Source organism: Blastopirellula retiformator (assembly GCF_007859755.1).
Taxonomy (GTDB): domain Bacteria; phylum Planctomycetota; class Planctomycetia; order Pirellulales; family Pirellulaceae; genus Blastopirellula; species Blastopirellula retiformator.
Genome location: NZ_SJPF01000002.1, coordinates 814,078 through 836,716 on the forward strand (window position 1 = coordinate 814,078; position 22,639 = coordinate 836,716).

The 22,639-nt window shown below is 58.3% G+C and carries 20 protein-coding genes and 2 pseudogenes; 12 read left to right on the forward strand and 10 right to left on the reverse strand.

Annotated features, from left to right (window positions below; translation table 11 throughout):
* Positions 1–44 precede the first annotated feature (44 nt).
* From Enr8_RS10660 to Enr8_RS10680, 5 genes and pseudogenes are all read left to right on the forward strand, one after another.
* Positions 45–450: pseudogene (locus tag Enr8_RS10660) on the forward strand (transposase); the annotation flags it as partial.
* Positions 451–611: 161 nt separating this feature from the next.
* Positions 612–887: a hypothetical protein gene (locus Enr8_RS10665; protein ID WP_146431255.1), complete on the forward strand. Its 276-nt coding sequence runs from the start codon at positions 612–614 to the stop codon at positions 885–887.
* A gap of 206 nt (positions 888–1,093) precedes the next feature.
* Positions 1,094–2,308, forward strand: a pseudogene (locus Enr8_RS10670) (IS4 family transposase); the annotation flags it as partial.
* 1,066 nt (positions 2,309–3,374) lie between these two features.
* Positions 3,375–3,965 (forward strand): DUF6940 family protein, encoded by a 591-nt coding sequence (locus Enr8_RS10675; RefSeq protein ID WP_146431259.1) that lies wholly within the window; start codon positions 3,375–3,377, stop codon positions 3,963–3,965.
* A 320-nt stretch (positions 3,966–4,285) separates the two neighbouring features.
* Positions 4,286–5,191, forward strand: coding sequence for a fructose bisphosphate aldolase (locus Enr8_RS10680; protein WP_146431260.1), 906 nt, complete (start codon positions 4,286–4,288; stop codon positions 5,189–5,191).
* Between the two features lie 10 nt (positions 5,192–5,201).
* Here the strand turns inward: Enr8_RS10680 and Enr8_RS10685 are convergent, their stop codons facing one another.
* The 4 genes from Enr8_RS10685 to Enr8_RS10700 all read right to left on the reverse strand — a co-directional run bounded on the left by Enr8_RS10685 (position 5,202) and on the right by Enr8_RS10700 (position 8,804).
* Positions 5,202–5,672 carry a hypothetical protein gene (locus Enr8_RS10685; protein ID WP_146431263.1) on the reverse strand — a complete coding sequence of 157 codons (471 nt, stop codon included), beginning with the start codon at positions 5,670–5,672 and terminating at the stop codon, positions 5,202–5,204.
* A 98-nt stretch (positions 5,673–5,770) separates the two neighbouring features.
* Positions 5,771–7,132: an NRAMP family divalent metal transporter gene (locus Enr8_RS10690; protein WP_146431265.1), complete on the reverse strand. Its 1,362-nt coding sequence runs from the start codon at positions 7,130–7,132 to the stop codon at positions 5,771–5,773.
* A gap of 91 nt (positions 7,133–7,223) precedes the next feature.
* A complete protein-coding gene (locus Enr8_RS10695; protein ID WP_246120029.1) occupies positions 7,224–7,625 on the reverse strand; it encodes a hypothetical protein in 402 nt (133 codons plus the stop codon).
* 249 nt (positions 7,626–7,874) lie between these two features.
* The gene (locus Enr8_RS10700; protein WP_146431269.1) at positions 7,875–8,804 is read right to left on the reverse strand and encodes a DUF1559 domain-containing protein; all 930 of its coding nucleotides are present in this window, start codon (positions 8,802–8,804) and stop codon (positions 7,875–7,877) included.
* Between the two features lie 830 nt (positions 8,805–9,634).
* On the opposite strand from Enr8_RS10700, the gene Enr8_RS10705 reads away from it, so the two are divergent.
* Both Enr8_RS10705 and Enr8_RS10710 read left to right on the forward strand, forming a co-directional pair.
* Entirely contained in the window at positions 9,635–10,384 is a 750-nt protein-coding gene (locus tag Enr8_RS10705; protein ID WP_146431271.1) for a glucosamine-6-phosphate deaminase, read from the forward strand.
* Positions 10,385–10,401: 17 nt separating this feature from the next.
* On the forward strand, positions 10,402–11,391 hold the full coding sequence (locus tag Enr8_RS10710) for an N-acetylglucosamine-6-phosphate deacetylase (RefSeq protein ID WP_146431274.1): 990 nt from the start codon (positions 10,402–10,404) through the stop codon (positions 11,389–11,391).
* 171 nt (positions 11,392–11,562) lie between these two features.
* Here Enr8_RS10710 and Enr8_RS10715 read toward each other — a convergent pair whose 3' ends face one another.
* From Enr8_RS10715 to Enr8_RS10725, 3 genes are all read right to left on the reverse strand, one after another.
* Positions 11,563–12,642, reverse strand: a complete 1,080-nt coding sequence (locus tag Enr8_RS10715; protein ID WP_246120030.1) for a LacI family DNA-binding transcriptional regulator — start codon at positions 12,640–12,642, stop codon at positions 11,563–11,565.
* Between the two features lie 123 nt (positions 12,643–12,765).
* Complete coding sequence (locus Enr8_RS10720; RefSeq protein WP_146431276.1) at positions 12,766–14,214, reverse strand: Gfo/Idh/MocA family oxidoreductase; 1,449 nt, start codon at positions 14,212–14,214, stop codon at positions 12,766–12,768.
* A gap of 56 nt (positions 14,215–14,270) precedes the next feature.
* A complete protein-coding gene (locus Enr8_RS10725; RefSeq protein WP_146431278.1) occupies positions 14,271–15,251 on the reverse strand; it encodes a Gfo/Idh/MocA family protein in 981 nt (326 codons plus the stop codon).
* A 183-nt stretch (positions 15,252–15,434) separates the two neighbouring features.
* Between Enr8_RS10725 and Enr8_RS25780 the strand changes: the two genes are divergently transcribed.
* Together Enr8_RS25780 and Enr8_RS25785 are read left to right on the forward strand one after the other, a co-directional pair.
* Positions 15,435–16,049, forward strand: a complete 615-nt coding sequence (locus Enr8_RS25780; RefSeq protein WP_222434842.1) for an acetylxylan esterase — start codon at positions 15,435–15,437, stop codon at positions 16,047–16,049.
* Positions 15,932–16,531, forward strand: a complete 600-nt coding sequence (locus Enr8_RS25785) for an alpha/beta hydrolase family protein (RefSeq protein WP_222434843.1) — start codon at positions 15,932–15,934, stop codon at positions 16,529–16,531. Before Enr8_RS25780 ends, Enr8_RS25785 begins: the two co-directional genes overlap by 118 nt.
* A 20-nt stretch (positions 16,532–16,551) precedes the next feature.
* On the opposite strand, the gene treZ is transcribed toward Enr8_RS25785, so the two are convergent.
* From treZ to Enr8_RS10745, 3 genes are all read right to left on the reverse strand, one after another.
* Positions 16,552–18,432 carry a malto-oligosyltrehalose trehalohydrolase gene (gene treZ, locus Enr8_RS10735; RefSeq protein WP_146431280.1) on the reverse strand — a complete coding sequence of 627 codons (1,881 nt, stop codon included), beginning with the start codon at positions 18,430–18,432 and terminating at the stop codon, positions 16,552–16,554.
* 134 nt (positions 18,433–18,566) lie between these two features.
* Entirely contained in the window at positions 18,567–18,788 is a 222-nt protein-coding gene (locus Enr8_RS10740) for a hypothetical protein (RefSeq protein WP_146431282.1), read from the reverse strand.
* Positions 18,789–19,215: 427 nt separating this feature from the next.
* Positions 19,216–19,431 (reverse strand): hypothetical protein, encoded by a 216-nt coding sequence (locus tag Enr8_RS10745; protein WP_146431283.1) that lies wholly within the window; start codon positions 19,429–19,431, stop codon positions 19,216–19,218.
* Positions 19,432–19,648: 217 nt separating this feature from the next.
* On the opposite strand from Enr8_RS10745, the gene Enr8_RS10750 reads away from it, so the two are divergent.
* From Enr8_RS10750 to Enr8_RS10760, 3 genes are read left to right on the forward strand one after another with little or no spacing between them, the layout of a single operon-like run.
* The gene (locus Enr8_RS10750; protein ID WP_146431285.1) at positions 19,649–20,638 is read left to right on the forward strand and encodes a DUF1559 domain-containing protein; all 990 of its coding nucleotides are present in this window, start codon (positions 19,649–19,651) and stop codon (positions 20,636–20,638) included.
* A gap of 35 nt (positions 20,639–20,673) precedes the next feature.
* On the forward strand, positions 20,674–22,203 hold the full coding sequence (locus tag Enr8_RS10755) for a PQQ-binding-like beta-propeller repeat protein (RefSeq protein WP_146431287.1): 1,530 nt from the start codon (positions 20,674–20,676) through the stop codon (positions 22,201–22,203).
* Positions 22,200–22,598 (forward strand): hypothetical protein, encoded by a 399-nt coding sequence (locus Enr8_RS10760; protein ID WP_146431289.1) that lies wholly within the window; start codon positions 22,200–22,202, stop codon positions 22,596–22,598. Before Enr8_RS10755 ends, Enr8_RS10760 begins: the two co-directional genes overlap by 4 nt.
* Positions 22,599–22,639 lie beyond the last annotated feature (41 nt).

Genomic DNA, 22,639 nt, shown 5'->3' on the forward strand with positions numbered 1-22,639 from the left:
CGTTATGAAAGATCCAGAGCCAAAATCCTGGCGAAGCATTTTTCATGAGTAAGAAACGAGGTCGGCATTCGGCCGAACAGATTATCAAAAAGTTGCGAAATGCCGACGCCATGTTGGCGGCGGGCAAGAGCGTCGGCGAGGTGTTGCAAGCGCTGGAAGTGAGCGAGGCGACTTTGAGCCGCTGACGAACGCAGTATTGCGGCATGAAGAGAGAATAAGCGAAACGTCTGAAATCGCTCGAAGAGGAGAACAATCGTCTGAAGCGAATCATCGCCGATTAGGCGCTCGACATCTCGATGCTGAAGGAGATCGCCAAGGGAAACGGACCGCCCTTCAATCGCGCCGCGAGGTGGTCAAGCAGCATCAGGAGAGCTATTTGGTCTCCTAGCGGCGGGCCTGCCGCGTGCTCGACAAGCCCCGATCGAGCCAGCGATTCGAGGGGAATCCGAAGGACGAAGACGTGAGCCAGAGAATTTGACCCCCGTCCCCTTAGAATTCTTCGGACTCAAATTCATTTGTTGGACGACGCTTCGATTTCCTTAGAACGGCTACGGCGTGCAGGTGGGCCGGGATGGTTGATTAAACGAGCGGCTGAAAACTAGGGGTATTTAATGGATGTTTCTGATAGACTTTCCGAGATTTGCGATTACCAGGGAGAAGAAGGATATGTCCTAACAGGCTTTTTCCTTGAACCGGAGGACTTGGCTTCAATTCGAGATACACTTTCCGTTGATGACCCAGACGTTGGCGCAGAGGGGCGTTACAGCGGTGTTCCGGTGTTCCCAAAACACAAGGCGCAACCCAATACACAATTGGCGTCTAGAGGGCTGATCGTATATTCCTTTGTCAAAATGGGAGTCTTGGATTTGGGTAATCCCGTCGAGTAGAGCACGAGTAGGAGAAATCAACGGGGACGGGGGCAATACCGTTCGGCACGCCATTTGCGCATTCAAATTAATTCCATTTCGCCGTGCCACAATGGCAAGTCGAAGCTTGATTTCAACCTTGAATGCAGTGGCATTTTATCGTGCGGAAGTCTTCAAAAAAACGGAAATCGGCGACCCCGCCTGCTAGCGCCGACGACCAGCAACCGATCCGTGTGCAAGGCCTGAAGTACTTTGCCAAGTTGCGGCCGTTGTTGGCCCAACTGCATGACGAGGGGACGGAGCGCGATGTCGCTGGCAACCGCACGTTGCACTTCGATCAGTATTGCCTGCTGGTGTTGCTTTACGTTTTGAACCCCGGCATTTCTAGTCTGCGAGCACTTTCGCAGGCAAGCGAACTGACCAAGGTTCAGGCGAAGCTTGGCAACGCGAAAGCGTCGCTTGGCTCGCTTTCCGAAAGTGCGCGGCTGTTCGATCCGGAGCGACTGAAGGCCATTATCGGACTGCTGACCGAGCAGGTTCAAGCCGGAAAACTCGACGCCAAAGCGGCGAAATTCGCGCAAGGGCTGATCGCCGTCGATGGTAGCGTAGTGAACGCGTTGCCGTCGATCATGGCCGCGACGCTGCTGAAGCAGACGACCGGTTCGGCCGTTGTGCGTTGGCGACTGCACACGCACTTCGAGGTCGCCAGTTTCACGCCGCAATCGATCACCGTGACGCCTAACGGCGGCGGCGAAAACGACGAGCGGGCGGTGCTGGCGCGTTCGCTGGAGGCGGACAAGATTTATGCGATGGATCGCGGCTACGCCAAGTTCAAACTGCTGAACGCAATCGATCAGCGCGGCAGCAGTTATCTCTGTCGCCTGCGCGACAACTCGAAGTATGACGTGCTCGAAGAACATCCGCTGACCGATGGCGATCGAGCCGCAGGCGTGCTGAGCGATCAGACCGTGCTGCTTGGCAAGACGAGCAAGAAGGAAGATCGCCCCGATCATCTGGTTCGACTTGTCTGCGTGAAGTGCACGCCGCACAANAATCGAACTGGCGGCAAGGTGAAAGGTTCNAAGGCGCCNAGCAGCGACGGCGTGCTGCGAATCGCGACGAACATGCCGTTCGCCCCAGCCGAAATCATCGCGATTCTTTATTCATATCGCTGGACGGTCGAAATCTTCTTCCGCTTCTACAAGCAACTGATGGGTGGCGCGCATCTGATTAGTCACAGCAAAAACGGGATCGAGATTCAGGTTTACTGCGCGATGATCGCCTGCCTGTTGATCCACCTGTGGATCGGCGGCAAGCCAAGCAAACGGACCTTCGAGATGATCGGCTACTACTTCACCGGCCTGGCCAACGAAGCGGAGATGCTGGCTCACATCGCCAAGATCCGAAAGCAAGCCGCCGCGACTGCGAAGAAAAAATCGTAGCAGGCAGTAAGGAGTCCGCCGTCGCAGCGGTCTCTCGGTTGATGCTGCGCTGGTGGAGAATGGAATGGCAGCTTGCGCGGCCTCGCTGGTCGACGAAAATGCGTAAAGAGGTCGAAGCGGCGCCGAGCTAGTGCCTGGCGAATCGCCGTGCCGAACAGTATTGGGACGGGGGGCAAATTCGCAACGCGTCCCCTTTTCTCTACCTTGACCATCAAACTTTTCCTTGACAAAGCGCACGGAATTTTGGTCGATTGCAAGGTGCGGATGACTTCGCCCAGGTCGCCGCGCCAGACGCCATGGTTTTCTCGTGGATGAATTTAGAGGCAAACCAAATGGGAAATCCCGATGCCGGCCGAGCACGAAAAAAAATCAAACGGTCCAGTCCACTACTTGGTAGAAGTTGATGCGTTCTGGGAGAATTCGGTGAAGAACCAAAAAAACGCTGCGATCCAGTCCACTAGCGCGAAAAAAAGTGACATCGTCCGGTCCAGTCCGCGATGGCGATCCACGAAATGGGCCGGGCGCCGGAACCAGAACCGCGTAACTGGTTGTGGTGCAATAAGATAGTGCGATGACGAAAAAACAGGCGCAGCGGTCCAGTCCACGAATGCAAAAAAACGAGCGCAGCGGTCCAGTCCTTTCCTGTCGCTACGGGGCGAACGAAAGCTGCCCAAAGCGGAATCGCCCTGGCGCCGGAATCCTGCGTGGCGGGCGTTATAAAAAACGAAATCGTCCGGTCCAGTCGATTTGGTCGATATCGAGCCGTTCACCAGGTTTGGGTTAGATCGCCCCTTGGGGCTGATGAAGATGTGGGCTGTTTGGCAATTCGGAAATTTTGGAACGTGGCGGTCCGGTCCGTTTGCTTGCGGGCACATTCCCTCGGCTTGCGCACTCGGGTTAGTGTGTGGGGGCAGACCGCTTTCCGCTTTCCGCTTTAACCCTGTATCATGCGAAGGACGCCCCCCCAGACGCTCTTCTCCCCCTTATCGGACCACAACCATCGACGCCGCTGCGGCGAACGCTCGACTCTCCCCCTTGAAAAACATCGCCGAAGGATAGAAATCGGATGCCGTGGAAAGCGGAGACGTACGACCTGCCCAACCATTCGGGGCTGCGTTACGTGATCAGCAAGAAACAAAAAACGCTGACCAGCGGCCAGGCGATCGAGCGATTGCGCAGCGACGACAAATTTGTCGCTTGGCTTTGCACGCAGTTGGCCGAGGCTCCGTACGCGGCGTTTCGTTGGGAGACGCCGCCGGTCGATGAGAAGACGACCGACCGACCGTGGGAATTCGTGGTGCTCAACAGTCCGAACCTGGCCCGGCCGCCGGAGCCGCATTTGTTTGAAGAACACTTCGCCGCCGACCGTGCGGTCGTCACCTTTTCCAACCTCGGCCGCAACGCCCTGCTGATTGCCCCGACGCCGATCGGCGAAAAGGAGGCTTACGGGCACCTGGCGGCGTTCATGCGAGAAGGTCCCGCCGTGCAGCGGTTGGCCTTATGGCAAGAGGTGGGCGAACAAGCGCAGACGCGGCTAAGCGAGCGGCCGGTCTGGCTCAGCACCGCCGGCGCCGGCGTGAGCTGGTTGCACGTGCGGCTGGATGACTCGCCGAAGTATTACGGGTACCAGCCGTATCGGAAGTGGGTCGAAGCGTAGAAATCGCCCGACAATGGTTAGCCGCGATAGCTCTCGCTATCGGGGCCGACGAAGTCGGCAGGAAGCATCAATCCGCGGAAGAAAAAGAGGCGGCGGCGCCCGATCGTATAGAGTGGTGACCTCCGTTTGGCTCTCTTCCCTCGGCCTGATGCCTCCTGCGGCTGCGCCGCCCCGATAGCGGAGCTATCGCGGCTAACCACTTCAGTTATGGCGCTTCCATGAAATCTCGAAGTACCTTACCGGCGACACGCGACATGGGGCGACAAGAGGCCTAGAATACAAGTAGCGGCAAGTGATAATCCCAACGATAGGAGATCGCCATGAGCACCACGTACGCCGGAAGTGACTTGCAGTTTGAGAAGATCAAATCGAAGCCGGGCTTTATCGCGGCGCTCGATCAGAGCGGCGGCAGCACGCCGACGGCGCTGCATGCGTATGGCTTGACCGATGACGCCTGGTCGAGCGACGAGGAGATGTTCGCCCTGGTGCATGAGATGCGGGCAAGGATTATTACCAGCCCCAGCTTCACCGGTGAGCATATCCTGGGAGCGATCTTGTTTGAGAACACGATGGATCGCGAGATCGAAGGGATCCCGACCGCCGACTTCTTGTGGGAGAAAAGGAACGTCGTGCCATTTCTGAAGGTCGACAAAGGCTTGGCCGACGAAGAGAACGGCGTGCGAGTGATGAAGCCGATGCCGGGGCTCGATGATTTGCTGAAGCGGGCGGTCTCCAAGCATGTCTTCGGCACCAAGATGCGGTCGGTGATCTTGCAGGCGAACAAGGAAGGGATTCAGGCGGTCGTCGATCAGCAGTTTGAAGTAGCGGCGCAAATCATCGCCGCGGGGCTGGTACCGATCGTCGAACCGGAAGTCGATATTCACTGCCCCGACAAGGCGGAGGCCGAAACGCTGTTGCACGCCAGCCTGACGGCGGCGCTCGACAAGCTGCCGGCAGATCAAGTGGTAATGCTGAAGCTGACGCTGCCGACGGTCGACGATTTTTACGCCGACTTCGTGAAGCATCGCCGCGTGCTAAAGGTGGTCGCGCTATCGGGCGGTTATAGCCGCGACGAGGCGGACCAACTGCTGCGGCGCAATCACGGCGTGGTGGCCAGCTTCTCGCGGGCCTTGGCCGAAGGATTGTCGGCGCAGCAAACCGATGCCGAGTTCGACGCGACGCTGGGCAAGTCGATTCAGAGCATATTCGACGCGTCGATGACGTAATCGCCGGCCGCTATTTTGACTTCTCCGTCTGGCGCTGGAGACGGAGAAGCAGGATCTCGGTATCGAGACGCAGGTACTTCGCCGCTTCAAACGCACCAGGCGGAGCAGTGCCGCTCTCGAACTTACTTAGCGCGATTTTTTCGCTGTACTGAGCGAACTCGAGGAAGCATTTCAGGTTGGCGATCTTCTCTTGAGGATCGTCGGTCAGCTCAAGACTAGAATCACGGACACGCGTTGCCGGATCGATAAGATCCTCGATTGCGACGATGCCGCTTTCGTACTGTTTCTTCGCGATTTTCAATTCGGTCACGGCGGTGTTGAACCGCTCGACCACCAATTTCTGCAGCTGGTCAGCGTCGGCTGGAACTTCCAGCGTTTCGATGAACAAGATCTTGGGTTGCTCGGCAAGCGCCGGACTAAGCGAGAGTAAGAGCAGCAACGGAACCGCAAACATCCGCATCATCATGGAAATTACCTCCACCGTGGTTGCCAGAGAAGGGCGCACTCGCGTTACTGAGAATCGTAACGCGCAGCGGCAACCGATGCGAACAAAACAGGCAGGGCTAGGGGAATCGCCGATTAGCTGGAGCGGGTCGAGTTGGCGAGACCGACGCTGGGGCGAAGAGACGGCGCGCGTTCGACGTTCGCTTCCTTGGCAGGCGGCGGGCTCAGCTTTTCGACCAGCGACATCATCATCCGCCCTGAGAGGAGTAGCGCCAAGACAAGCGACGCCGAGGCGATCGCGACGCCGGCGTTCTTTAGCAGCGACGGTTGCATTTGGATGGCTAGAAAGAGCATGGCGAAGGCCAACAAAGGGACGCCGATTACGGTTAACGCCTGAGCGAAGACGATCAGTTGAACGCTCGACATTTCCAACCAGTTGATGGCGATGGCGACCGACATACCAACCACAAGGCCAGCGACGGTCAACAGTTTGACAGGCGAATCTTTGACGCTGGATGGTAGCCCGAGACTATCGCTGAGCGCTGTGCCGCCGATCAACGCATTGACCAGCAGCGAACTAAACGCCCCGGCCGACAGACCGATGCAGAACATGATTTTCGCCTGGGGACCGATCAGCGGCTCTAGTTGCTTGGCGACATCGGTGATGTTGCTGAGACTCGCGCCATGCAGTACCGCAGCCGAAGTGACCATGATGACGAAGCTGATGCCCCCTAACACGGCGATGCCGACGATCGAGTCGACGATGCCGTTGGCGAGATCTTCCCGTTTCCAGTTTTTCTCGCGTACCGCGTAGATCTGGTAGAAGGCGCCGGCGATGGAGAAGGTAGTGCCGAACATCCCCAGCAGCATCACCATGTTCTCCGGCGAGGTTCCCCCGCTAGGCAACTTAGGAACCATGCCGGCCAAGATGCCGCTGACTGACGGTTGAACGATGATCAGGTTGACCATAAAACCAAGCAGCATCAAGCCAACCATGACCATCATCAGCTTCTCGATAAACTTGTAAGGGGTGCTGCTGCCGTACAGGGCCCAGATCAAGCCGAGATTGACCAGGACGATCCCGATCAGCGAGCCATATTTCGCCAACCAACCGCCGGAAGCGGACTCGGTGGCGATATTGATAACGTCGATAATCGCCAGGTTGTTGGTGAATTGAAAACAGCTGGTAATCAGGAAGAAGACGACGCCGATGACGATCGAGACCGGGCGGCCAAGCCGATTGGCGATCTCGGTAAATGGAGTTTGGGCGTAACTGATGCCAAGCACCGCCGCCAGGAAGACGGTCAGCGCCATGAAGACCGAAGCGAGCCCCAAGACCCAAATCATGTCGTAACCATAGGCGGCGCCGACTTTGGAATTCGACAAGATGCTGCCAGGGCCGAGCACCACCGAGGCGACGATGATGGCAGGCCCAATCGCCTTCGCGATACGGAGAAAAGAGATGCCGCTCTGTTTTTCGATCGTCGCTTCCGACATTCAATCTAGCCTTGAAATGAAAGGATCGACTGCGGCCTTGAGAACCGCAGTCGATATCTTGGGTAGGAATTTGCTTGTCGGCGAACGTCAACTACCTCAAGTCAAAGTTGACCTGATTCTCGCCTGGGGCGACTTCCGCCGTCAAACCAGACTGATGATCGCTGCCATATTTGAAAGGGAGCAGAGCGACCGCCGCCGCTTCGGGACCATTTTCCTTGACCGCCATGATCATGACGCGGTGCTTGCCGACGGGCACCCCTTTGCCAAACTCGTCGGTATATCCTTCATACGTGCCGTCGTCCTTGATGTTCGCGTAGGCGGTCGGTACGCCGGCGGTCTCCGGCATAAACGTGATTGTTCCTGTCGGAAGCGGTTTTCCTTGATACGTAACCGAGCCGACGACATCGCCCATTTCCGGACCGCGAGCGCCGCAGCCGACAGATGCGATCGTCGCGGCGGCGACGACCATGGTCGCCAGCGTTGAGTATTTCATATCTATCATCCTAAGAAAGGTTAAACGAAGCGCAATTGCAAACGTTCTCCAGGCGCCGACGTTGCGACGGCCTGGAAAAAAGAGGACAACCAAGCCTTAGCAGTCCGTTGATTTTCTCGACGGACTGCGTGATCGCAGGGATGCGATCCCAAAATAGCGACGTAAGTCGTTATTTTGCGAGCCGCGAAGAGCTACGCTCTGAGCCTGGCGAGGTTGGAAAATGCCACGAGGGCATTTTTCAACAGGCAGTTAGCTGCTTGGAATCACCTCTCCGTTTTTCCGAGTCGCCATCGCCTTAAGGATGTCTAGGTTGAGCGTCTCAGGCAGGAAGATCACGCTGCCGTCGCAGTTGGCGAACATCGCTCCGCCAGGATGATAGCTGGTGAAGGGCGTATTGCTGTTGGTGAATGCGCCGGAATAGTTAATCGGGAACTGCACCATCTTGTGGTCGATCATCAGCCACTCGGTGTCGTTGTAGCGATAGAACCCCCACACCCACGGCTTGATTCCGCCAAACCCTTGGGCTCGCGAGGTCGTCCAACCCTTAGTGCTGGACGATTCGCCGAGCAAAATCGTGTTGGTAGTGCCGTCAACGATGTCGCCGAAGCGGACCTTGCTGCGTGGATAGAGGACGCCTGAGGTGACGTAAGGATCACGCCCCGAGGTGGTCGCGGCGACGAGGTCGACGTCGACCGATCCGGCGTTGGCGCGATAGTGCAGCGCGCCTTGTTCCTGGGAGTGCGGGAAGTAGCCGGTCACCGCATGGTCCGACGCGGTATCGCCCAAGGGAGACGACGGGCACGAAAGCGACGGCACTGGGCCGAAAATTGGGTTGTCCTGGTTGTGGCTACGATAGGGACTGCGAGTCATCAGGTAGGCAGGAGCGAGCGATTCCATCGCATCGTAACGCGACCCTTGTTCGAAGAAGGGAAACAACCGCGGTACCCAGCCAAGCGGATAGGTGACGGTTCCATCGAGTCCCCCCGGCATGAACTTTCCGTAGGTGTCGTGATAATTGTGAAATGACAAACCGAGCTGCTTCAGGTTGTTGCTGCACTGCATCCGCCGAGCCGCTTCACGAGCTTGCTGCACGGCCGGCAACAACAACGCGATCAGCACGCCGATGATGGCGATGACGACTAAGAGTTCAACCAGCGTGAATCCTTGTTTCCGTTTCATAAGCGATCCTCTGTAAGAATAGAAAGTAAAGATGAGAGTTAGCTTGGCCCGTGGGACCGATTTTCAGTGAAGTTTTCGCCCAACGGCAGATCGACGCTCCGATCGATTGGAACAATCGCTTGTCCGCCTAACGGTCAACCTATTCGCACTCGCCCTTGTGATCGGCAAGCTTGATGTCAGCTGATATCTACGTCTGCAAAAAAAATCACTCGCTACACGAATTCAAATCGGACGCGACGCGTCCAACGACCTTTGCCGAAGCAAACGATGCGCCATTCTCAGCAGCGACGCCCAATTGCCCAAGTCCTTCGCATCGAGTCACGAATCGCCGTCTACTCGGTCACGACAGGCCCATCGGGAAGGTGGGACCACGCAAAAAGGTTGCCTACGTCTTCGTCGCGGCGTCGGCAAAATCGCGCGAAAATTGAGCACACCCCCCCGTTCAATCACTTGGCCTCCACCAAACGAGTGGTAGATAAAATGGGCCAAGCTCTACGAGAAGAGTATCGGCTGGCATCTCATCCCTCGACTGCGATCATGATATCAGGTGATATCACCTTGGCAAAGAAATTTTCCCTTGGCTTCCCGTTTTTTTGGAAAGATTGTGCAAATGAGGGCATTCCAGTTCGATCACGCATTACCAGCCATTGGGTAAATGGTCTCGACCACCGCCCCTACTAATTAGGGGAAAAGTCGATGCAACCTGTTGTTTAATCTGTTGACACCGCCGCCGATTCGGACGAAAATGATATCGCGTGACATCAGTGTCGCGTCTAATCTCTCCTCTTCTGACGCCTCCAACCTCTCCCATTTTCGACCCACCAAACTGCATGAACATTCATATCTTTGATGACGCCGCTCACCTCGGCGTCGCCGCCGCTCGGCAAGGCGCCTCCGCCATTCGCGCCGCCATCGCTGAGAAAGGCTCGGCCAATATCATCGTCGCCACCGGCGCCTCACAATTTGAGACCTTGGCCGCTTTGATCCGTGAGCCCAACATCGACTGGGGCTGCGTCACGGGCTTCCATTTAGATGAATATCTCGGCATCAGCGATCAGCACCCAGCCTCGTTCCGTCGGTATCTACGCGAACGATTTGTCGACAAAGTGCCGCTTGCGGCGTTTCACTACGTGGATGGCTCGGATTCCGACCCGCAGCAGGTCTGCGACCGTCTGGGTGAGTTGATCGTCCAGCAGCCGATCGACGTCGCGTTTGTGGGTATCGGCGAAAATGGACATCTGGCCTTTAACGACCCGCCGGCCGATTTCGAGACCGATTCGCCCTACCTGGTCGTCGAGCTGGACAAAGCTTGCCGAAAACAGCAGGCAGGCGAAGGCTGGTTCGCTACACTAGAGGATGTCCCAACCCGGGCCATTAGCATGTCTTGTCAACAAATCCTCCGCACCAAGACGATTATTTGCAGCGTCCCCGATCAGCGAAAAGCAATCGCGGTCCGCAATTCCGTGGAGGGTCCGGTCACTCCGGAAGTTCCCGCTTCGATCCTACAAAGCCATGCCGAGACTTCCCTATTTCTGGACAAAGCCTCCGCATCGGAATTGACCGCCTCCTCGACCCTCTAGCCCGCCTGGAATACCGCATGCCTGAAACATCCTTCTTCGACCTGCAAATCAACGGCTATTTCGGCGTCGACTTCAACCAAGACGATATCTCGGCGGAAGATTTACATAACGCCTGTGCAGCGCTGGCTCGCGATGGCGTGGGCGGCGTGTTGGCGACGATCATTACGGACGACTTGCCGCGGATGGCGGCGCGATTGTCGCGGATCGCGCATCTGCGACTCACCGATCCGCTGATCAGTCGCATGATCGTCGGCTTTCATATTGAGGGCCCGTTCATCAGCACCACGGCCGGCTATGTCGGCGCCCATCCAGTCGCTCATGCCAGGGAGACCGATTGGAACGAAATGTCGCCGCTGCTCGACGCGGCCGACGGCTTGACCCGCATCGTGACGCTGGCGCCTGAACAAGATCCTCAGCAACAGGTCACGCGCCGGTTGGCCGACCAGGGAATCGTCGTTTCGGCCGGTCACACCAACGCTTCGCTGGATCAACTCGACGCGGCGATTGACGCAGGCCTGTCGATGTTCACGCATCTGGGCAACGGCTGTCCGCGACTGATGGATCGACATGACAACATCATTCAGCGAGCGCTCAGCCGCACCGACCAGCTTTATGTTGGCCTAATCGCTGACGGAGCGCACGTCCCCTTCTTCGCACTGAAAAATTACCTGCAGTTGATCGGCCTGGATCGTGCATTCATCGTTTCCGATGCGATCGCTGCGGCTGGTTGCGGTCCAGGCTTGTATCCGCTCGGAGACCGGAAAGTGACGGTGGGCGAAGATGGCGTGCCGCGGGCCGAAGACGACAGTCATCTGGTTGGGTCGGCGACGCCGATGCAGCGGATGGCGGAGAACTTGCAGCATGAAGTCGGGTTGACGAAGGCCGAGATCGATCGCCTTACCCGCAGTAATCCCCGTCGCATCATCGGCGCCGCGAGCGTTGCGCCAACTCCTTATGCGACCAAGAGCGTCGCCAAGAATGGCGCTCACCCCGCGACGGCGCCGTAGCGAGAAGCTCGAAGCGTTGGAGAGATGAAGCGAGATTTTGCACGATATTACGAGAGTCGAGTCTCGCTGCCCTGACCTCGGATTTAGCTACCTTGACCGTAGCAGTCCGTTGATTTTCTTGACGGACTGCTAAAGATTGAAGAACACCGCTCTAACCTACGCGAATCGCAGCTAAGTCGACTCGCGGACAACCAGTTCCGGGCGGATGACTCGTAGGCGTTTGGACGGCGGAATATCTCCCTGAAGCGACTCTTCAACCAGATCGAGCGCCGCTTTGGCATAGGCGGCGTGACATTGGTCGATTGTCGTTAAGCCCGGCTCGATCACGTCGGCGATGTCCAGATTGTCGTAGCCGGTCACCGCCAGATCTTCCGGCACCGAATAGCCATGCCGGTGCAGCCCTTGCATGATGCGGACGGCCCACTCATCGTTGGACGCGATGATGGCGTCGGCCTTGTTCTTGACGACTAACTTCTGAATACAATCGTCGATCGCGTCGCGAGATGGCTCTTGCGTCGCTTCGGGGTTGGTCCAAATCAGCGACTCGCTGGTCGCCAACTTGCGGCGTTTGACGTTCTCTTTCCAGGCGTCGGCGCGAATCGACATCAGTTGATCGGTGGGGGACCATAGCTGAATCGCGACTCGCTTGCGACCACGATCAGCCAAGTGATCCACCAGCTGCTCGATCGCCGACGACGTCTCGACTCGCACGCAAGGTTGCGTTTTTAAGATCGGCGACGAGTGGAGAATGATGTTGTTCCGATCGCGGAAGACCTTTTTCAGCTTCGGCCGAAAGTCTTGCATCACGTCAAACATGCAGAGGATCGCGTCCATCCCATGATCGGCGAAGTCGTCGAGATACGTCTTGATTTCGTCGGTATCGTGATGGGCCTGACCGATCATCAGGCGGTAACCGCGTGCGTGCGCTTCGGCCTCGATGGCCGAAAGTCGCGCCGAGAAAACCGCCCGGTTTACCGTGTCGAGCACAACGCCAATGATCTTGGTCGGCATTCCGCGCAAGCGCTGGGCGGCGCGGTTGGGCCGATAATCAAGCTCTTCGGCGATCTTCAGCACTTTTTTGCGCGTCGCTTCCGACACGCGAACGCTGTCGAGTCCAGAGTTGTTCAGAATATGGCCAACCGCAGCGCGCGAGACGCCTGCCCTATTGGCGATATCTACCAGGCGAACTTTTCGTTCTTCTTCGGCCATGCACTTCGACTTGCCAAGGCCGGCCAGGCGGCGCCAGACCACTTCGTCCAGCGATTTCGGGCCGCAATTAAATTCGCAAGCCCTCCAGAATACGTAACAACAAGCGGTCGGGGCAAGCCCGCCGACCAACTTCGGCAGGGCTCTCCCCTGTTTGGCGCCCAATTTCTAGACCTGTTCCGGCACAACGAACGGCGCCCGGTACTCGCGGCGGAGCAAGCGATTGGCCGCCTCGTCCCCCGGAAAGGTTTCGGTTTTCGGATCAATCATTAAAGTCCGACCCAACTCGACGGCGGCCGTCGCCACATCGACGCCGTTGGCAGCCAGGTGATCGGTCATTCGGGTGGCGGCGTCGGTCATCAGCGGCTGATCCTGGATCCGCTCTGGCAGCGAAGCCAGCGAAACGGCCTGACCGGTCCGATGCGAGATATTCCCCAAATGACAAAGCGCCGTCGAGAGATGCCCCGTCGCGACCGGGCAATTCAGATCGCTCGTCTGGCGAGAGCGGACCGCTTTGACGAAGTTTTCGCGGTGGAGTTGACGCCCGCCGTCCGTGCCGGTATTGCCGGTGATCTCGCGAACCACCTTCCCGTCCGGATCCAGGACCTTGCCGGTGTCGAACCCGAGGTAGGTCCCTTCGGTTCCTTCGATCACGATCCCGTAACTTAGCCCCATATAGTCGCAAGTGTCTCGTTTGCCGGTTGCGGTCGGCAGGTCGCGGATCTCAAAGGTGATTGGCGCCTTGGCGTACTCGTAACGCAACAAGTGCGTGTTGGGAGTCTGACCATTGTCGTGCCACACGTAGCGTCCCCCGACGCTGGAGACGGCGGTCGGAAATTCTTCGGCGCCAATGGCCCAGCGGCAGAGATCGAGAATGTGCGGACCATTGTTGCCCAGTTCGGCGTTGCCATATTCCCAGAACCAGTGCCAATCGTAGTGGTACTTCGCGCGTTCCAGCTTGGTCGAGCCTGGTCCGCACCATAGATTGTGATTCACCGTGGCGAGCGGCTTCGGTGGTGAAGTCGGATTGCCGATCGATTCGCGACGGCTCAGGTAGAGTCCCTTCACATTTTTAACCTTCCCGAGAGCGCCTTGCTGGACTTCGGAGAAGAAGTCGCGCAGGTGGGTGAAACTGCGGCGCTGGATACCGACCTGCACGATGCGATCGTACTTGTCGGCCGCCTTGGCCATTTGGCCCGCTTCCCAGATGTTGTGCGAGCAGGGCTTCTCGGTGTAAACGTCTTTGCCGGCCTGGCAGCCCCAGACGGTCGCCAAACCATGCCAATGATTAGGCATACCAACGACCACCGCGTCCACGTCCGCATCGTCAAAGACGCGGCGGAGATCTTCGTACGTCTTCAGCTTGTAGCCGAACTTCTTGTCAAACTCGCCCGCCCGTTTTCCCAGCACCGCGCTGTCGGCGTCACACGCCCCCACGACCTTGACGCCGGGGATCTTGGGGAACCCGTTCAAGTGGGTGCTACCGATGCTGTTGACGCCGATCACGACGACGCGAATTTCATCATTCGCTTCCGCCGCCCGACCAAGCGACGTCATCGAAGTAAAAGAAGCGGCCGAAGCGGCGGCGAGAAAATGACGGCGACTGACCGAAACCATGCGATCTTCCTTCTAAGCGGAAATAAGTGAACTCTTGCGGGGACCGACAGCGACGGTTAGTTCACGTCCATAACGCTCTTCAGCGTCACGCTCTTGCCGCCGGCGTCGCGGCTGGCGTCGGCAGCCGTCATAAAGGCGAGGATTTCGAGCGTTTCTTCCGGCGCGATCGGCGGCTTTTTGGTCTGAAAAAACTTGACGACTTCCGCCAACATTGGATTATACGATACGCGGATCGGCACGTATTTGTTTTGCTTACCCCCAAACGCCATCACGCCGTACCCGAAGGCGCCCTCACGAATGCCGCGGAACGTTCCGATACGGCCATCTTTCCAGACGCCGGTCACGATGTCGGCGCCGTCGACCTTGGTCCGCTGGACGCTAACGCAGCCCGGGCCCATGACGGTAAAGAGAGTCTCCACCCCGTGAATGCCGTACCAGTAAAGGTCGGGGTGGGTCGGATCGGTCTTGGCGGGGCTAAAGGCGACGCAGCCCTGGATGGCGCCATCCGCGTTCTCTTTTTGCAACGCTACCACGTCATCGCAGTAGCGCAAGCAGGAACAAGAGAAAAACGGCGTGCCGCTCTTCTTCGATAACGCAACCAGTTCTTTCGCATCAGACAGCGAGGCAGTCATCGGCTTGTCGACGAAGACCGGCAGGCCGGCCTCAAACACCGGCTTCACCTGCTCTAGGTGGACGCGACCATCGACGCTGTTGATCACTACCGCGTCGACCTTCTTCAGCAGAACGTCAATCGAGGGAACGATTTCGATCCCCATCTCCAAGATCTGCTTCGTAAAACCTTCGATCCGATCAGCGCTGGCCGACAAGTCGGGACTTCCGCCCGGGAAAGCGGCGACGATCTTGGCGCCGGCCAGGTCAGGACTCGGCTTTTCGGCGTTGATCGCCTTCGAGAAAGCGATCGCATGCGAGCTATCGAGACCGATCAGACCAATGCGGATCGTCTCTTCAGCGTGAGCGACGAAGCCCAGCGATGCGGAGAGCGCCACGGCGATGACGGCGGAAAGGAGTCTGTTCATCAGGTTGGTTCCGTAGAGGTGGGAAGCGTGCGACAGGAGCCAATCGCTGCGCAGCATCGCCAGCGAACTCAGGAAAGGAATTGCATTAAAGATACCACGAGATATCTTCAACGTAAAGGCTTTTCTTCGTCTGTCGAATCCCGCCGCTCCCTACGCCCCTCATTGTTGCCTAAGCTTATACCCATGAACGCTCTCTTGCATCCCAACCTGGCCAGATGCGGTTTGGCGATTTTGCTGCCGCTTATGTTGTCGCAACTTTCCGTCGCGGCCGAGCCGGCCTGGCTAGAAAAGGCCATAACGCCGCCCCCCGGCATCACGATGGGCGATAGCCAGACGCTGCAAGCCGCCAACGGCGTAGAGATCCGCACGCTCGACCAATGGAAACCCAAGCGAGCCGCAATCGACGCCGAGTGGCGCCAATTCCTGGGCGCCTATCGCTATCCCGAACTCCCCTTGGAGATCGAAACGCTCGAAACCGAACGATTCGACCACTACACGCGCACGCTGATCCGCTACCAAGCCGAGCCAGGACGTCGAGTCCGCGCCTACCTTCTAAAACCGCATGACCCGTCAAGCCAAAAGCTGCCGGCGATTGTGGCGTTTCATGGAACCAACGCCAAGACGTTTCAAAAGCTGGTCGGCCTCGATGCCCGCCGGAGCGGCATCTCGGTTTGCGACTGGTGGAGCAAGGGTTCGTCGTCCTCTGCCCCGAGAACTATCTGTGGGAAAAGAAGTCGTACCTGGCGTCGACTGCCGCCGCATTACAGCCGCATCCCAACAGCAAAGGAATCGCGGTGATGCTGGCCGATGAAATGCGGGCCGTTGACGTGCTGTTCGCGCAAGAGGATGTCGATCCTAAGCGGATCGGCGCGTATGGACATTCGCTTGGCGCGAAAGAGGCGCTGTATCTCACCGCGTTTGACAATCGGGTTTGCGCGGCCGTCGCCAGCGAAGGGGGCATCGGAATGGACTCGACCAATTGGGAGGCTCCCTGGTATTTGGGCCCGATCGTAAAGTCGGAAGGGTTCACCCGACGCCATGACGATCTAATCGCCCTGATCGCCCCGCGGCCGTTTCTGGCGCTAGGCGGAGAAACGGGCCGCGGCTGTGCCGACGGCGTGCGTAGCTGGCCAGAACTGCTGGTCGGCCAACGTGTTGCGGCACTCTATGAGCAACCGCTCCGGATTGGACTCTGGAACCATGGTGAAGGTCACCATCTTTCGGCCGATTCCGGCAAACGCATTGTTGAGTGGCTGAACGCCTATGTTGCAGAAAAATAGCCAATGATAGGGCGTACGACTTATCGATCTATCGGGCGCAGCAAGACCGCCGTGTGACCAGGGATCAGCCAGTTCTGCGTATCCAGCAGCGCTGTTCCAGACCCGCCGTAGCGCGGCTCTTCGCTCGACCACAGCAGCGACCATGTTGCGCCATGCGGCGCTGCGACCAATGGCTCGGCGACCGGATTCCATGGCAAGTCGCGGCCCAGATTTACTAGCAACAATCGATCTTCGCCGCTGGGAGTGATCCAGCGAAGCAGAAACGCCTCGTCTCCAATCACGGCGCCCTCGAGCGTCAAGTCGTCTTGCTGCGAGATCGTTGCGTCGTTCTTCCGCAGGTGAAGTAGATCGCGATGGAGCGCTACGACTTGCGAATTGCGGTCGACTTCGTCCCAGTTCAGCTTCGATCGTTCGAAAGCTCCTCGGCCAATTGGGTCGTTGGGCAAGTGCGAATTGAAGTAGCCGGCCGCTCGCGGAAAACAGCGCATGAACTCCATCCGTCCCTCTCGCGCCTGTTGATCAATTCCCACTTCATGATCGGCGAAAAAGTAGAACGGACTCGACGCGGCGAACTCCTGACCCATGAAGAGCATCGGCGTCTGGGGTCCCAACAACAGCAGCGCGGTCAACGCCCGGAACCTTCCCGGCGAGGTAAGCGCGTGCGTCCGCATGGCGCTGGCCGAGTTCGAAACCTGGTCATGATTCTGCAGGAAGTGGACAAACCGCTTGCGAGGCGTGCCGAGCGCCGCCGATCCCCGCTTCTCTTGATTGCGGCGATTCCATTGCCCTTGATAGAGATAACCCCACCGCATCGCCGAGACCAGCTCTTGCGGCGTTCCATTGAAATCAGCGTAGTAGAACTCGCAGTGTCCCGTTGCGGCGACGCGACACGCATGATGAAAGTCATCGTTCCAAATGCCGTCCATGCCATAGCCGTTCGCCTCGGGCGGATGAACGTGACAGATCTCTTGAGCGTCGTTCTCGGCGACGACGATAATGGGCCGTTCGCCGGCCGCTTCTCTCGCCGCGGTGGTCGTCTCGGCCAAAACATGGGGACTCGAATCGTCGAAGATCGTCTGCGTCGCGTCGAGCCGGAGCCCGTCGAGATGGAACTCCCGAATCCAATAGGCGGCGTTTTCGATAACGAACCGCCGAATTGGTTCGCAGTGGTCGCCGTCGTAGTTGATCGCATCGCCCCAGTCAGTCGCATGCTTGACCGATGGAAAGTAGGGCGAATAGGCGCCCCAGTAGTTGCCGGTCGGGCCAAAGTGGTTGTAAACAACGTCGAGCATCACCCCCATGCCGATTGAGTGCGCCGCATCGACGAAGTCGCGAAAATCGTCGGGCGAACCATACAGCCGACACGGCGCGTACCAGTAAACGCCGTCATAACCCCAGCCAAAATCGCCTTGAAAATCGGCGACTGGCATGATTTCGACCGCGGTAACGCCGATGTTTTTGAGATACGGCAACTTCTCTTTCGCCGCGGCCCAGGTCCCTTCGGCCGTAAACGTCCCCAGGTGCAATTCGTACAACACCTGCCCTTCGAGCGGCATGCCTTCCCAGCCAGGGTCCTGCCACGCGTAGGTCGTCGCATCGACGACTTGCGAAGGCCCATGAACGCCAAACGGCTGAAACCGCGACGCCGGGTCGGGATAAAGCTGCCCTGCCCCATCCAAGCGATACATGTACAACGCGCCCGGCTGCACATTATCAATGCTGGCGACAAAGAAACCATCCTCGCGGCGGGAGAGCGAAAAAAAGCGGCTCGGCTCGCCCTGCTCATTGACCAGGGCCAGTTCGATTTGATTCCGCTGCGGCGCCCAGACCGCAAAATCGACGCCGGTTTCGCGAACATTCGCTCCGAAGCTGTAGGTTCTCCCTGCCATGTTTTGATTCATCGCCAAAGTCGCTCGCTCAGAAAAAAGAGAAAGGTGCGGCATTCCATTTGTCGCCCAGCGTTTCATGTTAGGCGATTTCATAGCGATGCAAACCCAGGCGCGGCCGACGCCCCATCTTTAACAACGGGTCTTCCCTACTTCGGCAATGCCAAAAAGGCCGCGACAAGTTGCCGCTCCGCCTGCAGAATCATCTTGTCGCTCAGACGAAACTTGGGTCTTGGCGAACCTTGCGGCGTCCAGGCGAATCGACGCCAAAGCGCGAGCACGGCAGGCCCTTCGGCATAGCCTTGCACGCGCAACAAGAGATCGAGTCCGTAGCAGTCCGTTGATTTTCTCGACGGACTGCGTGATCGCATGGATGCGATCCCAAAATAGCGACGTAAGTCGTTATTTTGGGAGCCGCGAAGAGCTACGCTCTGAGCCTGGCGAGGTTGAAAAATACCACGATGGCATTTTTCAACAGGCTGGTAGGCCAGTAGCGATCCCCACTGCCGCTGCGGCTGCTCTGACGAACGCCTCGTCCACAACAATCTGCTGAGCAGCCGCCAATTGGACCGTCGCCCGGACCATCAACTGATCGGCGTACCTTTTGTGTTTTCTGGTCAAACGTGGCGTTTGCAGATGAGGGGCGGCGATCATCCAACTGCAGATCGGACAAAAACAGTGGGCGCCAGGCGAGTAGCGTATTCGCCGAGGGTTAGCGACCCAAACAAACGAGTTTTTCAGATAGGTCGCAAAGAACATCGCAAACGGCGCCAAATTTTCTCGACCGGGACGCGCATTCTACGGAATGTCAAAGTAATGCTCCCGAATCCAAGCCTCAACGGCGCTTGGCAACTCGGTGCAGCGATGAACGGTTTGAGTTGGAGAATGAACCATTCCCTGGACGACGCCGCTGGCCATCCAACGAAGTAGCCAATAGCTACGACGCTGCATTTCGACGGCCCCCCGCAGCTCGGCGGGTTGAAAGATGCTGCTGAAGTGAGTTTCTCCTGGCATGCGAGTTGCCGACCGCGTTGGTAACGCATGGTTCGGCCGGGGGGGGCACATCCGCCAACGGCCTGGTTCGCGCCTTTTCGGCAGCGATGGTGCGTCAGCTTACCCTACGGCCTCCACCCAACTCGCCGATCGCTCTTTTATTGCACCTGCATGTTGACTGCAGGTGCAACCTTATTAAAGTAGGGAGGACCTGACCCAAAAACCAAGGAGCACCGAGATGACCTCCCTCCCCTTTTCGTCTTCGTCGCGACGCGGCGGCTTCACGCTGGTCGAGCTATTGGTGGTGATCGCCATCATCGGCGTTTTGATCGGCTTGCTGTTGCCGGCCGTACAGCAGGCTCGCGAAGCGGCTCGCCGGATGCAGTGCAGCAACAACCTGAAGCAGCTAGCGCTCGCGGCCCACAACTACGAGTCGACCTTCAAAGCTTTCCCCTACCCGGCCGAAGATTCGAACTACGGCTACTCGGCCCAGGCGAAGATCCTGCCCTTTATCGAACAAGGAAATTTCCAGGACCGAATCGACTTCTCGCAGCCGCTGATGGAAGGGGTCAGCTACCTGAAGACCCTCAATCCGATCTACAACGATCTAGTCGGGACCAAAATCGAAGTCCTGCTCTGCCCCAGCGATCCCGGAGATCCGCTCTATGTTGACGACGACATCACCTGGGCAGGCGGCAACTACATGATGAACGCCGGGCCGGGCGTCGACACCCAGTACTGCAGCACCGCTGACACCGGCGGGCTCTTTTGGCGCGGCAGCGTGATTCGTTTTCGGGACATCACCGATGGCACAAGCAATACGATCCTGATGGCGGAAACGCTGCTTGGCAATCGCATCGACTCGACCGATCTGGTCGACGCACAAACGCAGATGCGCTCGACCAGTGGCGGGGGTTCTCCCTGCTCGGTCTCGGCCGCCGATCTCGACGCTCGTTCGGTCTCTAGCTACTACGGCCGCCGCGCCGGGCAGTGGCTGCGCAATCTGACTTACCATTCGTTCATCAACGGCTATTTTCCGCCCAACTCGGCGTCGCCTGACATTCTGTTCCACGGCGATGGGGTGATGGGCGCCCGCAGCCAACATCCCGGCGGCGCCATGGTCAGCCTGGCCGACGGCAGCGTTCGATTTGTTGGCGAGACAGTCGACCTATCGACGTGGCGAAATCTGTTTGCCCGCAACGACGGCCAGGTACCTGGCGAATACTAGTCAACCTTCCCACACTCAGCTATCAGGAACTCGCCATGAAAATGGGCACATGCTTGTTTGCAGTTCTGACGAGCGTCTCCCTCGCGGGCGTTCTCTATGGCGAATCGCCGAATTGGCCTGAATTCCGGGCCGGCGGCGCTTCGCGAATCGACGCTTCCGCCCCACTGACGTGGTCGCCAGAAGCGGGCATCGCTTGGCAATGCGAACTGGACGGCTACGGCCAATCAACGCCGATCATCTACAAACAGCGAGTCTTTGTGACTTCGGTAGAAGGCTCAAACAAAGAAACATGTACCGTGGCCTGCTTTGACCTGAAGTCAGGAGGCCAACTCTGGCGTCACCGCTTTCCGGCCGCGATGCAAACGCCCTCGAGCTACATGATGGCTCGGGCGGCGCCGACTCCCCTGGTCGATGAGAACAAGGTGTACGTTTTCTTTGAGAGTGGCGACGTCGCAGCTTTCGATCACGAGGGACACCCGCAATGGCGGCGCGATCTGGTCGCCGACTTTGGCCCGCTGGAACATTCGCACGGCCTGGCCGCCTCGCCGACGCAAACGGCCGATCTGATTTATCTAAACATCGAGCACCGCGGCCCCTCGTACCTGATCGCCCTCGACAAAGCGACAGGCGACACCCGCTGGAAAACGAAACGTCCGAGTTCCAACTCCTGGTCGTCCCCCATCGCACTCGACCATCAGATCGTCATCAGTTCCAACGGAGCAGTGACGGCCTATGACGCATCCACTGGCCAGCAACTCTGGAACATCGGGGATCTCGACGGTAACAACGTCGCTTCGGCCACGCCCGATGCCGACCGGCTGTACGTTGGCGCACGCGTCTCGAAGTCCGATTCCGGCGACGGCGCCAGTCGGTCGAATCTCTGCCTTGCCCGCGATGGCGCCAAGACGCCGGAGATCCTCTGGCGAGCCGACAAGGCCGTGACCGACTACGCGAGTCCCGTCGTCTGCGGCGATTACGTCTATTACCTGAACAACGTCGGCGTCGTCTATTGCCTGGACAAGCGAACCGGCGAAAAACGCTACGCCAAGCGAATCAGCGCCGAGTGCTGGGCGACGCCGATCGTCGCACAAGACCGCATCTACTTCTTCGGCAAACATGGCAAGACGGTGGTCTTGAAGGGCGGACCAGAGTTCGCGCGTCTGTCGGAGAATTGGCTGTGGAACCCCGACGCTCCCCCGGCGCCTGAAAAATATGTTGAGAACGTCTCTTCCGACCGGAGCTCCTCCCGCTTCGACAATCTCCTGGAGACGAACGACGCCAACCAAGATGGCGCCCTCTCAGCAGACGAACTGCCCGGCAGGTTCCGTTCCATGCTCGAACGCAACGACCAGGATGAGAACGGCTTGCTCGACGGCGCAGAGCTTGACGCGGCCATCAAGGCGATGAAGGTCCGGCGAGCCGAGTCGCAGCAAAATGCCCGCGATCCGATCGTCTATGGCGCCGCCGCAGCTCCGGGGCGACTCATTATACGGACCGGAACGCGACTTTATTGCGTATCCCAACCTTCTCCAGCAACTTCCAACGACGAGTCAATTCCGCAATGATCCGCGTCGATTCACCTCCCGTACAAACAGCGTTCGCCCTGGCGCTTCTGGCCGCCCTGCCATTCGGCTGTCGACCTTCCGCCGAACCGCCGAGCCTGAATGTGGAAGCGGTCGCCGCCGATCAGTTCGACGCCGACTCCGCTACTTGGAGCAAGCAGGCCGAGGTCACGCCCGCAGATCAAAAACTGCTGGGGCGCTTCTTCCAGAGCCACCCAGCTTGGACCGACAGTACCGAACTGGAAGGGACGCCGGTCGTCTACACGCATGAGGATCGGCGGCGGTTCTACTGGATACGCCCCGCCCAGGACGAGCCCATCTGGACTTGCATTCACTTCGAGAAAAAGCGGTTTCGCGTCTCCCATGGCGCTGGACCGCTCGACTCCGCCGCTCACTAACAACTCCCGATCCGTACCGACCAACACATCAAAAAAGGGGA

Bases quoted from the DNA above. Each gene is read 5' to 3' on its own strand.
- Enr8_RS10695 (WP_246120029.1), bottom strand. From the start codon at position 7,625: ATGAAATACTCAACGCTGGCGACCATGGTCGTCGCCGCCGCGACGATC.
- treZ (WP_146431280.1), bottom strand. From the start codon at position 18,432: ATGAATCAAAACATGGCAGGGAGAACCTACAGCTTCGGAGCGAATGTT.
- Enr8_RS10750 (WP_146431285.1), top strand. From the start codon at position 19,649: ATGACCTCCCTCCCCTTTTCGTCTTCGTCGCGACGCGGCGGCTTCACG.
- Enr8_RS10700 (WP_146431269.1), bottom strand. From the start codon at position 8,804: ATGAAACGGAAACAAGGATTCACGCTGGTTGAACTCTTAGTCGTCATC.
- Enr8_RS10665 (WP_146431255.1), top strand. From the start codon at position 612: ATGGATGTTTCTGATAGACTTTCCGAGATTTGCGATTACCAGGGAGAA.
- Enr8_RS10755 (WP_146431287.1), top strand. From the start codon at position 20,674: ATGAAAATGGGCACATGCTTGTTTGCAGTTCTGACGAGCGTCTCCCTC.
- Enr8_RS10745 (WP_146431283.1), bottom strand. From the start codon at position 19,431: ATGCCAGGAGAAACTCACTTCAGCAGCATCTTTCAACCCGCCGAGCTG.
- Enr8_RS10680 (WP_146431260.1), top strand. From the start codon at position 4,286: ATGAGCACCACGTACGCCGGAAGTGACTTGCAGTTTGAGAAGATCAAA.
- Enr8_RS10675 (WP_146431259.1), top strand. From the start codon at position 3,375: ATGCCGTGGAAAGCGGAGACGTACGACCTGCCCAACCATTCGGGGCTG.
- Enr8_RS10760 (WP_146431289.1), top strand. From the start codon at position 22,200: ATGATCCGCGTCGATTCACCTCCCGTACAAACAGCGTTCGCCCTGGCG.
- Enr8_RS10705 (WP_146431271.1), top strand. From the start codon at position 9,635: ATGAACATTCATATCTTTGATGACGCCGCTCACCTCGGCGTCGCCGCC.
- Enr8_RS10740 (WP_146431282.1), bottom strand. From the start codon at position 18,788: ATGCGATCACGCAGTCCGTCGAGAAAATCAACGGACTGCTACGGACTC.
- Enr8_RS10720 (WP_146431276.1), bottom strand. From the start codon at position 14,214: ATGGTTTCGGTCAGTCGCCGTCATTTTCTCGCCGCCGCTTCGGCCGCT.
- Enr8_RS10690 (WP_146431265.1), bottom strand. From the start codon at position 7,132: ATGTCGGAAGCGACGATCGAAAAACAGAGCGGCATCTCTTTTCTCCGT.
- Enr8_RS10725 (WP_146431278.1), bottom strand. From the start codon at position 15,251: ATGAACAGACTCCTTTCCGCCGTCATCGCCGTGGCGCTCTCCGCATCG.
- Enr8_RS25780 (WP_222434842.1), top strand. From the start codon at position 15,435: ATGAACGCTCTCTTGCATCCCAACCTGGCCAGATGCGGTTTGGCGATT.
- Enr8_RS10710 (WP_146431274.1), top strand. From the start codon at position 10,402: ATGCCTGAAACATCCTTCTTCGACCTGCAAATCAACGGCTATTTCGGC.